Annotated in this window: 14 protein-coding genes; 4 read left to right on the top strand and 10 right to left on the bottom strand. The window is 42.9% G+C overall.

What is annotated here, in order from left to right:
• The 7 genes from QZX97_RS17840 to QZX97_RS17810 all read right to left on the bottom strand — a co-directional run.
• Window positions 1–608, bottom strand: a 608-nt coding sequence (locus tag QZX97_RS17840; protein WP_295664875.1) for an aspartate carbamoyltransferase catalytic subunit, incomplete at its 3' end; no start/stop codon positions are given.
• A 94-nt stretch (window positions 609–702) separates the two neighbouring features.
• Window positions 703–1,086, bottom strand: a complete 384-nt coding sequence (locus tag QZX97_RS17835) for a four helix bundle protein (RefSeq protein WP_295651365.1) — start codon at window positions 1,084–1,086, stop codon at window positions 703–705.
• A gap of 33 nt (window positions 1,087–1,119) precedes the next feature.
• Entirely contained in the window at window positions 1,120–1,665 is a 546-nt protein-coding gene (gene pyrR / locus QZX97_RS17830) for a bifunctional pyr operon transcriptional regulator/uracil phosphoribosyltransferase PyrR (protein ID WP_295651368.1), read from the bottom strand.
• 93 nt (window positions 1,666–1,758) lie between these two features.
• Complete coding sequence (locus QZX97_RS17825) at window positions 1,759–2,037, bottom strand: hypothetical protein (protein ID WP_295651370.1); 279 nt, start codon at window positions 2,035–2,037, stop codon at window positions 1,759–1,761.
• Window positions 2,034–2,756: a HEPN domain-containing protein gene (locus tag QZX97_RS17820; protein WP_295651372.1), complete on the bottom strand. Its 723-nt coding sequence runs from the start codon at window positions 2,754–2,756 to the stop codon at window positions 2,034–2,036. The genes QZX97_RS17825 and QZX97_RS17820 overlap by 4 nt, the downstream gene beginning before the upstream one ends.
• Before the next feature lie 128 nt (window positions 2,757–2,884).
• Window positions 2,885–4,864, bottom strand: coding sequence for a 30S ribosomal protein S1 (gene rpsA / locus QZX97_RS17815; RefSeq protein ID WP_295651373.1), 1,980 nt, complete (start codon window positions 4,862–4,864; stop codon window positions 2,885–2,887).
• Window positions 4,865–5,047: 183 nt separating this feature from the next.
• Window positions 5,048–5,659 (bottom strand): hypothetical protein, encoded by a 612-nt coding sequence (locus tag QZX97_RS17810; RefSeq protein WP_295664872.1) that lies wholly within the window; start codon window positions 5,657–5,659, stop codon window positions 5,048–5,050.
• 187 nt (window positions 5,660–5,846) lie between these two features.
• Here QZX97_RS17810 and tyrS point away from each other — a divergent pair, with 187 nt between their 5' ends.
• The gene (gene tyrS / locus QZX97_RS17805) at window positions 5,847–7,181 is read left to right on the top strand and encodes a tyrosine--tRNA ligase (protein ID WP_295651378.1); all 1,335 of its coding nucleotides are present in this window, start codon (window positions 5,847–5,849) and stop codon (window positions 7,179–7,181) included.
• Between the two features lie 90 nt (window positions 7,182–7,271).
• Here the strand turns inward: tyrS and QZX97_RS17800 are convergent, their stop codons facing one another.
• Genes QZX97_RS17800 through QZX97_RS17790 form a run of 3 tightly spaced genes read right to left on the bottom strand, consistent with a single transcriptional unit; the run spans window position 7,272 to window position 11,070 of the window.
• Window positions 7,272–8,258: an acyl transferase gene (locus QZX97_RS17800; protein WP_295651379.1), complete on the bottom strand. Its 987-nt coding sequence runs from the start codon at window positions 8,256–8,258 to the stop codon at window positions 7,272–7,274.
• A 26-nt stretch (window positions 8,259–8,284) separates the two neighbouring features.
• On the bottom strand, window positions 8,285–8,620 hold the full coding sequence (locus QZX97_RS17795; protein ID WP_295651382.1) for a hypothetical protein: 336 nt from the start codon (window positions 8,618–8,620) through the stop codon (window positions 8,285–8,287).
• Between the two features lie 2 nt (window positions 8,621–8,622).
• Complete coding sequence (locus QZX97_RS17790; protein ID WP_295664870.1) at window positions 8,623–11,070, bottom strand: penicillin acylase family protein; 2,448 nt, start codon at window positions 11,068–11,070, stop codon at window positions 8,623–8,625.
• 160 nt (window positions 11,071–11,230) lie between these two features.
• Between QZX97_RS17790 and pgmB the strand changes: the two genes are divergently transcribed.
• The 3 genes from pgmB to QZX97_RS17775 all read left to right on the top strand — a co-directional run.
• Window positions 11,231–11,881 carry a beta-phosphoglucomutase gene (gene pgmB, locus QZX97_RS17785; RefSeq protein ID WP_295648511.1) on the top strand — a complete coding sequence of 217 codons (651 nt, stop codon included), beginning with the start codon at window positions 11,231–11,233 and terminating at the stop codon, window positions 11,879–11,881.
• A 13-nt stretch (window positions 11,882–11,894) separates the two neighbouring features.
• Entirely contained in the window at window positions 11,895–12,281 is a 387-nt protein-coding gene (locus QZX97_RS17780; protein ID WP_295648514.1) for a hypothetical protein, read from the top strand.
• Window positions 12,281–13,819, top strand: a 1,539-nt coding sequence (locus tag QZX97_RS17775; RefSeq protein ID WP_295664868.1) for an alpha-amylase family protein, incomplete at its 3' end; no start/stop codon positions are given. The genes QZX97_RS17780 and QZX97_RS17775, both read left to right, overlap by 1 nt.

Genomic DNA, 13,819 nt, shown 5'->3' with positions numbered 1-13,819 from the left:
CCCAGCGAACCGATATATTTTGGGATGAGCGTCGTCGGTCCGCAAACCATTACCTCGGCACCTAACTGTTTAAGGCAAAGGATATTGGATAAGGCTACCCGCGAGTGCAGGATATCGCCCACGATGACGATCTTTTTGCCGGCCACTTCGCCATATTTTTCACGGATGGAAAAGGCGTCAAGCAGGGCCTGGGTGGGGTGTTCGTGCGCACCATCTCCGGCGTTAACGATCTGGGCTTTAACATGTTTCGACAGGAATATGCCGGCGCCCGCGTAAGGATGACGCATCACCACCATATCTACCTTCATGGCCAGAATATTGTTTACCGTATCTATCAGTGTTTCGCCCTTGCTAACCGATGATGATGACGCAGCGAAGTTCACTACATCCGCCGAAAGGCGTTTTTCTGCCAGTTCGAACGAGAGGCGTGTACGGGTAGAGTTCTCGAAAAAAATGTTGGCAATGGTTACATCCCGTAAAGAAGGCACTTTTTTAATCGGTCGGTTCAGTACATCTTTAAAAGTATCAGCGGTTTCGAATATCAGTTCGATATCGTTTTTGTTGAGGTCCTTGATCCCTAATAAATGGCGTGTACTGAGTGTGTCCATGTTTCCTTTTAGCCTATCGTATTTTTTTGAATAATGAACACTGAATATTGAATGATGAATATCGAATCAAAAATCGTTTCATTTATTACATTATCTATGCTTTAATATTGTTCTTTTTCGCTGTCTCAATACTTTTTACAAAAATTGAAATCAACTGGTTGCACTCATCTTTTGATTTGATTAGCTCACTGGCGCTGGTTAGGTTTCGTCTTTCAGCAATTTTTAGTGAAACCATCGACTCACGTAATTCTTTCAATATTATCTTCATTTTATGGATAAAGTCGTTCCGTGATTCTGCAGATTGTGCTTCTCCATAATTTAAGGCTGGCGAACAGCCTGATCTAACGAGTTGACCGGCAAGGTAGTTACCAATCCGAGTTTCCGGAAATTTTTCTATGATTTCAGAGATGTCGACGGCAAAATCTATCAAGCGATCTTCTAAATCATATTTTTTATTTTCTGCTTCGTTATTCGACATTCAAAATTCATTATTCGATATTCTTTTGCCGAACTACTTATAGTCCGACAATAACACGATCTTATCTTCCGTATCCGTTTCTTTCCAGCTTACCACCACGCGTTGCGAAGCGATAGAATCAACCGCGATACCGGTATAATCGGCCGAAACCGGGATATGGCGCGAATAGTGCCTGTCGACCAGTACCAGCAACTCCATTTTTTCGGGGCGGCCAAAGGCCATCATGGCATCCATGGCTGCGCGAATGGTGCGCCCGGTCCACAAAACATCATCCATCAGGATCACTTTTTTGCCTTCCACAATAAAATCTATGCGGGTTTGGTTTGGCACCAGCGGGCTTTCGCGGCGACGGAAATCGTCCCTGTAAAAGGTAATGTCCAAATCGCCTTGTTGTATGATTTTGCCGGGCAATATCTTACGTAGTTCTTCGGCTATGCGTTTGGCTAAATAAATACCGCGGGGCTGTATGCCGATGATAACTGAATTAGAGAAATCGTTATGATTTTCGATCAGTTGTCTGCATAAACGCTGAATGGTGATCTGGAATTTTTGACCGTCGAGCAATACCGGGTTAAGCATCGTTGGGTGGATTTGGGCAAAGTTAGAAAATATTTGCAAAAACTTTAATGAGCTTAGAACAATGCTTGAAATTTCTATCGGAAATTTTATCTTCTATTTAAGGTTTTTTATTAAATATTCTGCTACTTCTTTGTTAATGCTAAATGACCAAGCCGCAGGTGCTGCTATTTCGCTTACAAATATTTTGTCACCTGTTCCAATTCCAGTGAGTAAGTTATCTCGAACCATCACTACCGTTTGGCTTGTCCAAATAATACACGATGTGCTATTTAAGAATGCGAATTGTGTGTACTTCCTTATCATATTTGTAAAAGTAAGTGCTCGATATGCATTCTGTGGTTGAAATTCAAATGTTATGATTATTTGTCTCATTTTTCTTTGCTTAATTTATGTATTTCGCGAGCAATCAAACTTACAAGTTCTATACAATTAGAGGCATCGTCTATTGTTATTCTATTTTCTGTTAATTGTGTTTGGTTAAGATCATGATCACCACAATGAACGATTAAGTGTCTTCGTTGGGTGAATCTTTCTACATCACTTAAAAGATTATCAGCACTCTTATCAGCGCTCCTCGAAATCATCTTAAAAACGGAATTAAAACCCGCTAATTTCATGTATTTATCAATTGATTTTTGGCCCTGAAATGATTTTTTTTCAAAATCGTCATCAAATTTCTCAATCACTTTTTCATAAAAATTACTTTCGAGCACATGTTGATGAAGAGTATCTTTTGTGAAAAGTTCATCTTTAATGTATTGTTTCAAGTCAGCGGATAAGTTTTTCTCATCTAATCTTTGTTTAATTTCAACAATAAGAAATGTCTTAATATAGGCATCTAATGCGGAAATTGATAGAACAATCACGGCTCTATATGAGTCGAGTAATTTGTCATTCGCTATTGGTAATTGTTCATCACTCGAGCCGATATTAATGCTAAGTAGATTTTGAGCACGTTTTATACCACTATTGAAGATTTTAAAGGCTCTCTCTGATTTTTCATTGTCTTTTGGCTGCTGAGCAATATCCTGACCAATTATTGGTACCCCGTTTGTTAGCTCGTTGCTCACGTTTTCTTCGTTTCTATCCATTTGAAATGATTTTAAAAATTTAGAGTTATTTATAAATATATATAAATTATCAATAATGAATAAGTTCTAACAAAAAAAAGCCCCATCGTTACCGACGGGGCTTTATAAGAGAGAAAATTATTTAAAGCTTAATTTGCTTCTTCTTCAGTTGTTTTTTTAGCAGCTGCTTTTTTGGTTGCTGCCTTTGTTTCGGCACCTTCCATTTGCTCTTTTAACTGAGCCAACACGCTTAGATCACCTAAAGTTGATTTTTCAACCGAATCTTTCACTTTCTTCACGGCATTGGTCGAAACTTTGGCTTCCTTTTTACGGGTTTCAAATTCCTGAACCCTTGCTTCGGCGCGGGCTTCTTCCCAAATGCGTGCATGCGATATAACGATGCGTTTGTTTTCTTTGTTAAATTCAATGATCTTGAACTCGCCTGTATCTTCGGCTTTTAAGCTCTTGCCATCTTCTTTAACCATATGTTTTGTCGGCACAAAGCCTTCAACGCCATAAGGTAAAGCAACAATTGCACCTTTGTCGGTTACTTTGATCACGGTGCCTTCATGAATCGAGTCGATAGTGAAGATGGTTTCAAAGGTATCCCAAGGGTTTTCTTCCAATTGTTTGTGGCCCAAGCTCAATTTGCGGTTTTCAACGTCAAGTTCTAAAACAACCACGTCTAATTTTTCGCCTACCTTGGTAAACTCGTTAGGGTGGTTAACTTTTTTAGACCATGATAAGTCGCTGATGTGGATCAAACCATCAATACCGTCTTCCAGTTCAACAAACACACCAAAGTTTGTCATGTTTTTAACGGTAGCTACGTGTGTAGTACCAACAGCATACCTGTCGGCAGCTTGTTGCCATGGATCAGGAGTTAATTGTTTAACACCTAAGCTCATTTTACGGTCGTCGCGGTCTAAAGTTAATACTTGCGCTTCAACTTCGTCGCCAACTTTCAGGAATTCTTGTGGGTTGCGCAGGTTTTGAGACCATGACATTTCTGACACGTGGATCAAACCTTCAACACCTGGGATAATTTCCAGGAATGCGCCGTAATCAGCTACAGTTACAATGCGACCTTTAACTTTCGAGCCGATCTGGATGTTTTCATCCAGCGACTGCCAAGGGTGAGGTGTCAATTGTTTTAAGCCTAAAGCGATACGTTTTTTCTCGTCATCAAAATCAAGCACAACAACGTTGATTTTTTGATCTAATGCCAATACTTCTTTCGGGTGCTCTATGCGGCCCCAGCTAATATCTGTAATGTGTAGTAAGCCGTCAACACCACCAAGGTCGATAAATACGCCAAAGTCGGTAATGTTTTTAACGGTACCTTCCAATACCTGGCCTTTTTCAAGTTTGGCCACAATTTCGGTTTTTTGGTTTTCCAAATCGTCCTCTATCAGCACTTTGTGCGATACCACTACGTTTTTAAACTCGTGGTTGATCTTAACAACTTTGAACTCCATTGTTTTGCCCACATAAACGTCATAATCCCTAATAGGTTTAATGTCGATCTGCGAACCTGGTAAAAAGGCTTCAACGCCCATTATATCTACAATTAAACCACCCTTAGTTCTGCTCTTCACAAAACCGGTGATGATCTCATCGTTATCCAAAGCACTGTTAATGCGCTCCCATGATTTTTGGGTTTTTGCACGTTTGCGCGAAAGTACCAACTGTCCGTTAGCATCTTCCTGCGATTCAACAAACACATCCACGGTGTCGCCAACCTTCAGGTCGGGTGTATCGCGGAATTCAGAAAGCGATACCAAACCATCCGATTTAAAACCGATGTTCAATACCACATCTTTGTTGTTGATGTTAACTACAACACCTTCAATGATCTCGCCTTTAGTGATAGAGCTGAATGTACCATCGTACATTTTCTCTAAAGCTTCGCGGTCGGTGTCGCTGTAGTTACCAAATTTTTTCTCATCAGCGTCCCAATCAAATGCCTCAGGTTGTACTGCTGCGATTGCGGTCGACTTGATGTGTTCGATAGACAATGAATCAGCTTCTGATTCGATTGTTTCTTTCTCTTTAGGTAAAGCGCTAATTGCGCCTAACTCGGCTTCTTTAGCCTTTAGTTCTTTTTCTGCTTCTTGTTTTTTTGCCATTAAATAATTTGTCTCCTTTTCCCAATTCAATTGGGACTGCAAAGGTACGGATATATTTTTGACAGAAAAAAATAAAATCGAATGTTATTGGCTGATTTATAGGAGTTTTTTTAAATAAAGCAGCGTTCTGTAGTGCAGTTCACAGTCGCCGTTAAATTAAATTAACCCAAAATTATTACTTTATTAATCCAGCCGAGCCCCAATATCATCAAAAACGGTCATAAACTCGGGAAGCAATAACAGGCGATAGTTCAATACAGCTTCGGTCAGCATGGCTTCCTGCTCGGGCGTAAAAGGGTCTTTCCATACGCGCATGCATATCCTTTTTAAGGCGTAGGCCACCTGTGCCGCATCGGTATAAGTACTCAGGTAACGGTGCTTTTTAAAATCATCTAAATATTTAAAAAACACATCGGGGTTTGATAATTTACTATAAATCAAAAAACTATGTAGGTGCTCTTGCTTGGTATTATGCAAATGGTCGTAAAAAGTATCAACGTTGACCTTGCCGGTTGTAATCAGCAAATTGTCTAAAAGCAGTTCCAGGGCAATATGCCCTAAAAAGAAAGGCTTTACGGGCGAACCTTCGGTAGCCGGTTTTAAAGCTTTTTTTAACTCGTGCGAGTGATGTTTAAAAAAACCGGAATTGTGAAAATAACGGTCCACTTCCAAATGCCTTTTCCAGCCATCTAATATCGAATCGACAAAAGGGTGCTCGTGGCGCTCAAATTTTTCGGGATGTATGTTAATGGTTTTATCGGCATTTTTGAGCAAGTCGGGCAATACGGTTCCCATAACATGATAAGAATCAGTGTTATGCCTGTCGAAATAAAAATGCGATAAAAAATTCATAAACTGTATTTGCTCCCAATTGGAGTATTGGTAAGATACAAAGTTTTTATGAATTACAGATGATCAAAACCTATAACCGCTGTTTTTGAACGAATATTCTATATTTGCAGCCTTAGTAAAATACGGAAATATGAATTTTGTTGAAGAGTTACGCTGGCGGGGAATGTTGCATGATATTATGCCCGGAACTGAAGATCTGTTGAACAAGGGTATGGCATCAGGCTATATCGGTTTCGACCCTACAGCTGATTCCTTGCATGTAGGCAGCCTGGCCCAGATCATGACGCTGATACACTTTCAACGCGCAGGCCATAAGCCATATGCTTTGGTTGGCGGTGCTACCGGCATGGTTGGCGACCCATCAGGAAAATCGGCCGAGCGTAATTTATTGTCCGAAGATGCTTTGCAGCATAACCTTAATGGGATAAAAGGTCAGCTGGAGAAGTTTTTGAATTTTGACTGCGGTGCCAACAGCGCCCAGATGGTAAACAATTACGATTGGTTCAAGGATTTCTCCTTCCTCGATTTTATACGCGATGTAGGTAAACACATCACCGTTAATTACATGATGGCAAAAGATTCGGTAAAAAACCGCATCAGCGGTGATACAGGAATGAGCTTCACCGAGTTTAGCTACCAATTGGTACAGGGCTACGACTTTTACTACCTTTGGAAACACGAGAACTGCGTTTTACAAATGGGCGGCAGCGACCAATGGGGCAATATTGTCACCGGCACCGAGCTGATACGCCGCAAAGACGCCGGCGAAGCTTATGCTTTGACTACGCAGTTGATCAAAAAATCGGATGGCAGTAAGTTCGGTAAATCGGAAGGTGGCAACATCTGGCTTGACCCCGCTAAAACATCGCCATTCAAGTTTTACCAGTTTTGGATGAACGCCAGCGACGATGATGCGAAAACATATATCCGCATATTTACCCTGTTTGACAAGGAAACAATTGAAGCATTAGAAACCGAACACAATGCCGCCCCACATTTGCGTGTGTTGCAAAAAGCTTTGGCTAAGGATATTACTGTGCGTGTACATGGAGAGGAAGAGTATGAGAAAGCCATTAAATCATCCGAGTTTTTGTTTGGAAACGCAGGTGTCGAATTTTTAAAGGAATTAAAATTCGCAGAGGTAATGTCCATATTTGAAGGTATTCCACAGTATACAGTGAATTTACATGATCTGGAGAAAGGAATGAATGTATTGGATTTGTTAGCTGTAAATACAACTATATTCTCATCAAAAGGGGAAGCTAAAAAAATGATCCAGGGAGGTGGTGTTTCAATTAATAGAATTAAAGTTGAATCTGATACTGAAATTATAGGAAAGAACAATCTAATTTTCATTGGTGGCTCGGCTACCGAAGCCGTGGTTGTTGTACAAAAAGGTAGGCGGAATTATTTTTTGATTATTGCTCATGGATTATCTAATCCTGATAGGCCTATCGCTGGCTAAAGCACAAAAAGGCAAGAAGAACTACTTTTTGATTATCGCCGAATGAGTTTTCGATTAAGTGCAGGTGGTGGTCAGGTAAACGGATGGTGATTAACCCACCAACAAATTACATCCCCTGATATCCGAATTATCAAAGCGGCCTAAAACCTCGAATGAGCCATCGGGTTGTACACAGCCTAAATCCTGCGTGGCTATGAAGGAGCAGGAGTTAATATTGGCCAAGTCGATGATGTTGATGCCGCCGGTTTGCCCGGATGGCAGGGGGCTCATGGGATCGTTGGTATCTCTCGCCAGTATCTTCATCCATGGCGGACACTCAAAAACACCGTTGCCTTTTGAGTAGGCTTGCGACAACATTTCCGTCATCCCATATTCGGAGTGTATGGCAGCAACACCAAAACCCTTGCAGAGGGTCTCATGTAGTTCCTCGCGTATCATTTCTTTGCGGCGGCCTTTCATACCGCCGGTTTCTATCACGATCAATTCAGGAAAAATAAATTGGTATTGCTCCACAAAATCCAGCAATGCAAAGGTTACGCCAATAAGCAGGGTCGGCTTTTTGGTAAGCTTTTGTTTGATGAGTTGGCGGAAAAGTTCATCGTGGTTGTATAAATAAAAGCCGCTATCTGCATCTCCAGATCGCTCGATAAGGTCCTTCGCCATGTAAATGAGCGACGAGCCTTCGCGCTCCAAATAGGATGGGAGCAGGGCCAAAACCGTATAGTTTTTGATATCGCCATAAAACATTCGGAAAGCTTCTCGGAAACTTTCTTCATACCAACTTACATCACTAATCAAATGCCTGCTGGTAATCATGCCGGTAGTACCGCTGCTGGTAAAGGTCAATTGTACGGGCTCGGTAGTACTTATTACCTCGTGGCTTTTAAAAAATTCAATGGGCAAAAAAGGGATTTGGCTGTGGTGCTTTATAGCATTGATATCTGTTTTTAAGCCTTGCAAAAATTCACGGTAAACTACGCAATTCATTGCCTGGTGATTGAATACCTGCAACGCAATGGTGTTGAATTGCTGTTCGTTATCGATAGAAAATATATCCTGTTTACCTGGTAAATTCATTCCCGCAAAGGTAAACAGTTATGAAGTTATTTTTTGAAAGCTTTTTTAACATAAAACCCCGTCAAGGCCGACATGCCCGCCACCAAACCGCCGATTAACGCGGTAACCAACAGCAATAGGATCCAATGAGGCAAGTGGAAAACAGCCGCTACACGTTTGGCAAGGATGTGGTCGTTCGGTACGCTTTTAAACAGGGCTACCACTATCCACACGATAAAAATGGCCACAAAGCCCGACCAAAACGCATGCCTCGATGTTTTGGCGATAAATAAGGCCATTAAAAACGAGATGATAGCAATAGTCCACCAGGGCAAAACAAAACTGGCTAACAGGCTTAATATAAAAATGATAAAAAACAGCATGTTTATTTGTTAGATAAGGTAATAGTCGATTTAATATGTTGTTCACCGTCGTTACTGCTGCTTAAAAACAGTAGTTTTTTTAACTGTCCGTTTTTCCAGGTGTTGAAAAAGTTATCATAAAAATAACTGCCCGGGTTACCCGATTCGCCGCCGGGGAAGATGCCATATCCTTCCACCGTCGGCCCGAACTGCACCACCATGCGCCATGATGGGCCATGCGTATCGCTCAGGGCGTTGATTACGCCGGATGTACCACCCGATGAGAATATGCCAGAACCCAAACCGTCTACCTTGCCTAAGTGCGAAATCCTTGAGCCTTTCACCGTTCCCCATTGCCAGGCTGCGCTGAGTCCTCCATATTTTTTGGTCAGGCTGTCAATCGTGGCATTAAAGGTTTTGTTCACCAGGTTTTGGCGGGTATTTAACTGGTTACTGGTATCGCGGTACCAGTGTGATGTTTTTTGGGTGGTCAACAATTGAATGGTACGGTCTTTACTCGGCCATTTCAATTGTATGCCAAGGTAGTTTTTCACGGTAAAGTCGTCGGCCCAGATGGCATTGTATAGGTTGGCCCACCAAGCGTTAAAAAAAGTAGCGCCTACCGACTTGGCATCAAAATGCTTATCCCAGGTTTTGATGATGCCGTAAAATTGCTTTTGCTTTGCGGTCAGTTTGCTTTGATCGATATCGCCCAGCATGGTAGGCAATATATCCTGCGCCATAATACTGTAGTTATCGCTTTGCAATATCCGTATGCTGTCTACAGTGGCATTGTGCATGGCGCGCAAGCGGTCGTTTATGCGTTTGGCACGGGTGTAAGGTTCAAAGCGCCAGTTGATATAATACGGGTAAGTGGTATCAGTCGACGATTGGTTGGCCGAGCTTAAAAAGCCCTGCGCCGGATTTTTAACCGTTGGGTTTTGTTCGGGTGGTATCCAGCCTTGCCAGTTATCGGCGGGGTCGCTGCCATCTAACAAAAATTTGCCCTGGTCTTTATATTTTAACGGGAATTTACCGTTTGGCGTAATGGCGATATCCTTATCAACACTGGCAAAAATAAAGTTTTGGGCGGGGGCGGTCCAGTAAGTAAGGGCTTTGCGGTAATCGTCGTAATTTTTGCCCCGGTTTAAAATGTACAGTGTTTTGAACTCGATAGAAGGGTCGTGCGCTATCCAGCGCAGGGCATGCCCGGTTGGCACAAAAGCCGCCCTGCTCATTTTAGGTTTTACGTTGCTGTTGGCATAAACCACCGGGCCAACGTGCGTATAGATTACACTGTCGATCATATCCGCCTGGCCGCGAATCTTTATTACCTCGATACGGCGTTTTGTGGGTACCCATTTATTATTGTACCAATATTCGTTTTTGGTGAGGTCTTTAAAGCGTATCTGGTACCAGTCCAGCACGTCGGCATCCACATTGGTTACGCCCCAGCCTATCTTTTGGTTATAACCGATGACGATTGTCGGTGCCCCGGGTATGGTTACGCCATAAACATTTACGCCCGGGGCACTCATCTGCATTTGGTACCAGATGGATGGGTAAGTTAATTCCAGGTGCGGGTCGTTGGCTAAAATAGGGTAGCCGTTGGCGGTTTTGCTACCACCTATTACCCAGTTGTTACTGCCAATACCCTCCGGGCCGTGTTTGGTTTTGATGGTATCGGTCATATCATCGATAAAACCTTTTGATGGCGCAGGTATTTTGAGCGGTTTAAAATCCCATTTTGTACCTGCCGGGATGATAGGGTCTTCTTTAAAAGGGTAATCGGGAAAAAGCTCGGCGGTTACTTTTGGTCCGAATAGCTTTAAGGTATTCGTCATCGCAAAATCATCGGAATTGGTGGCCAATACTTCCGACATGAGCTTCAATATCAACGCACAATTGATGGGTTTAAAATCCTCGGGCGCATAGTCCAACAGTTTAAATTCAATAGGATAATATTTTGGTGGTAGGCTGTGGATGTACGCGTTAACGCCGTCGCTGTAAGCCTCCAGCATTTCTTTTACTTTGGGGTCTTTCATGCTCATCAGCATGGTTTGCTCGGCACCATAAACCATGCCCATGCGGCGGTGGTAACGGTCAAGGTCGAGCGCTTTTGGCCCAACTATTTCGGATAAGCGCCCCGCTGCCGACCGGGTTTGGATATCCATTTGCCAAAGCCTGTCTTTAGCGGTAACATAGCCCTGGGCAAAGTACAGGTCGTGGTCGTTTTGAGCGAAGATATGGGGTATCATATACTCGTCATACCGTATCGTGATGCCGCCGTTAAGGCCGGTAATTTTTTCGGTGAGTTTTGGTGTGATGTTCCTGCTTTCGGCATTTTGCCAGAAACCTGTTGCCGGGTTTAAAAACTTGCCGAGCGGTGGTAGATCGCCAAATTTTGTTTGCAGGGCCCATATTAAAGCAATTGTTAAAAAAACGGTAAACAGGGCTTTGAACAATTTCATGCGGGAAAATTTGATTAAACTAAGTTAGGAAAAACTAATCCGAAAAAATGAACAATTGTTGTAATGCTTAGGTTACACGTGAGTTAAACATAAAAACGAGGTTTTTACTATGTGCCCTAAACTAAATATTTTACTTTAGCTGCATCAATACACAACGCACATGAGTACTATAAAAGCCTGCCTTTTCGACCTCGACGGGGTAATAGTAGATACCGCCGTTTACCACTATAAAGCCTGGAAACAGTTGGCCAACAGCCTCGGTTTCGATTTTACCGAGCATCAGAACGAACAACTGAAAGGTGTTAGCCGGGTGCGCTCGCTGCAGCTTATTTTGGGTTGGGGCGGTGTTAACAAAACGGAAGCCGAACAGGAAGAACTGGCCACATTGAAAAACACCTGGTATGTGGAGATGATTAGCAAGATGACGCCAGCCGAGATATTACCCGGTGCTAAAGAGTTTTTGGAAGCCTGCCGCGCGGCGGGTTTAAAGATAGCTTTAGGCTCGGCCAGTAAGAACTCCCCGCTGATACTGGAAAGAACCGGTTTGGTTGCCCATTTCGACGCGGTGATCGACGGAAATAAGGTAAGCAAAGCCAAACCCGACCCCGAAGTGTTTTTAAAAGGCGCCGAAGAATTGGGGGTACAACCCAACGAATGCGTGGTGTTTGAAGATGCTGTTGCCGGTATCGAGGCCGCTATTGCGGGAGGGATGAAGTCAGTAGGTATAGGCTCGCCGGAATTGTTGGGTAAAGCTGATCTGGTGGTAAGTGGTTTGGATAAGATGACGGTGGGGATGTTGAACGAGTTGTAAATAGAATAGATAAATGATGAACAAATGGGATACACCGATCGACTTTGATGCTAATTTCAAAATTGGAGTTGTAAAAGGTGCTTATCAAAATCTTCGTGAAATTTCACAAGGAGGTCCGGTTGTAGGTTCTCTACTTATTGATGGTAAGCAAATAAGCGGGTATTCTTTTGGTGGCCCTTCTTTATATCAGAATGAATATTTATATGTCCCTGCTTTAATTAGGATAAACAAATTTATTGGAGGTTGGGGATTTAAATTAGCCAAAATAAATATTCAAAATCTTGATTTCGAATTACTTGGAGAAAGTAAAGATTTGATTTTTATGAATAAAATAGAAGATAATCGGCTTTACTATTTTGAGGACATCAGCAAAAAGAAATACAATTACTACGAAATATAATGGATTCATCCACCAATCATAAACACATCATCTACCAAATGTTCCCGCGTTTATTTGGCAACACCAATACCACCAATAAGTTTTATGGTTCGATAGACGAGAACGGTGTTGGCAAGCTGAACGATATCAACGATAAGGCCCTTCAGGAATTGAAAGCCATGGGTTTTACGCACATCTGGTATACCGGCATAGTTGAGCATGCTACCATGACGGACTATTCCCAATTCGGTATCAAACCCGATGACCCGGATGTGGTAAAGGGCCGTGCAGGCTCACCTTATGCCATTAAAGACTATTACGATATTGACCCCGACCTGGCCGTTGATGTAAAAAAACGCATGAAGGAGTTTGAAGCATTGGTGAAACGTACCCACACCAACGGCCTCAAAGTACTCATCGATTTTGTGCCCAACCATGTGGCGCGTACCTATAATTCGGATGCAAAGCCTAAAGGCGTGCGCGATTTTGGTGCTGACGACGATACTACACAAGCTTTTAGCCCGAGGAACGATTTTTACTATACACCTGGTCAAGCATTTGTGGTTCCGCAAGGATATAACCCTGGTGGCGAAGGGTTTACAAGTCCGTTGAAGGACGGAAAGTTTGATGAAAATCCCGCCAAGGCAATCGGTAATGATGTGTTTAGCGCCACGCCAGCTATAAACGACTGGTTCGAGACATTGAAGTTGAACTACGGCGTTGATTATTTGAACAACCGGGAGTGCCACTTTGACCCGATACCACCCGTATGGCAAAAAATGTATGATATTTTACATTTCTGGACTGAGAAAGGTGTCGATGGTTTCCGTTGCGATATGGTGGAAATAGTGCCGGCTGAATTTTGGGGCTGGCTTATCCCCAAACTAAAAGAAGCACATCCCCAACTGATATTCATCGGCGAAGCATACGATCCGCGGATATACGGCAAATATATTTTTACCGGCCACTTTGATTATTTGTATGACAAAGAAGGCCTGTACGACGGCATCAGGCGACTTACCCGCAATGAATGGAACGCTACCATTTGGGATATTAATAAAGTGGTTTTCTACGAAAGCAAGGACTTTCCCGAGCATATGCTGCGCTTTATGGAAAACCACGATGAGGTGCGCATTGCCGCGCCCGATTTCGCAGGTAGCCCCTGGCTGGCAGTGCCGGGCATGATTGTGACAGCAACTTTGTCCACCGGCCCAGTGATGATATATAGCGGTCAGGAAGTTGGCGAGCCAGCCGTTGGCCCCGAAGGATTTAGCGGCAACGACGGTCGTGCCACTATTTTTGACTACTGGGGCATGCCTGAGTTGCAAAAATGGGTAAACGGCCACAAATTTGATGGAGGAGGGTTGTCGGATGAGCAAAAGCAATTGCGTCGGTTTTACAGCACTTTATTAAATGTCGCCGGTCAAAATGAAGCATTTACGCACGGAAATTTTTACGAGTTGATGCTGGCCAACCAGCATAGCCGTGGCTTTGATGAGCGTGTTTACGCATACCTGCGTTATACAGACGTGCAACGTGTTTTGGTGTTGGTTAATTTT

The organism is uncultured Mucilaginibacter sp. (assembly GCF_903893715.1).
In the GTDB taxonomy this organism is placed as follows: domain Bacteria; phylum Bacteroidota; class Bacteroidia; order Sphingobacteriales; family Sphingobacteriaceae; genus Mucilaginibacter.
Note: the sequence above shows the minus strand (reverse complement) of the source record. Positions and strands in the feature narration are given on the sequence as shown.

Coding starts and splice junctions, on each gene's coding strand:
- QZX97_RS17835 (WP_295651365.1), bottom strand. CDS start 1,086: ATGTCGAATAACGAAGCAGAAAATAAAAAATATGATTTAGAAGATCGC.
- pyrR (WP_295651368.1), bottom strand. CDS start 1,665: ATGCTTAACCCGGTATTGCTCGACGGTCAAAAATTCCAGATCACCATT.
- QZX97_RS17825 (WP_295651370.1), bottom strand. CDS start 2,037: ATGAGACAAATAATCATAACATTTGAATTTCAACCACAGAATGCATAT.
- QZX97_RS17820 (WP_295651372.1), bottom strand. CDS start 2,756: ATGGATAGAAACGAAGAAAACGTGAGCAACGAGCTAACAAACGGGGTA.
- rpsA (WP_295651373.1), bottom strand. CDS start 4,864: ATGGCAAAAAAACAAGAAGCAGAAAAAGAACTAAAGGCTAAAGAAGCC.
- QZX97_RS17810 (WP_295664872.1), bottom strand. CDS start 5,659: ATGGGAACCGTATTGCCCGACTTGCTCAAAAATGCCGATAAAACCATT.
- tyrS (WP_295651378.1), top strand. CDS start 5,847: ATGAATTTTGTTGAAGAGTTACGCTGGCGGGGAATGTTGCATGATATT.
- QZX97_RS17800 (WP_295651379.1), bottom strand. CDS start 8,258: ATGAATTTACCAGGTAAACAGGATATATTTTCTATCGATAACGAACAG.
- QZX97_RS17795 (WP_295651382.1), bottom strand. CDS start 8,620: ATGCTGTTTTTTATCATTTTTATATTAAGCCTGTTAGCCAGTTTTGTT.
- QZX97_RS17790 (WP_295664870.1), bottom strand. CDS start 11,070: ATGAAATTGTTCAAAGCCCTGTTTACCGTTTTTTTAACAATTGCTTTA.
- pgmB (WP_295648511.1), top strand. CDS start 11,231: ATGAGTACTATAAAAGCCTGCCTTTTCGACCTCGACGGGGTAATAGTA.
- QZX97_RS17780 (WP_295648514.1), top strand. CDS start 11,895: ATGATGAACAAATGGGATACACCGATCGACTTTGATGCTAATTTCAAA.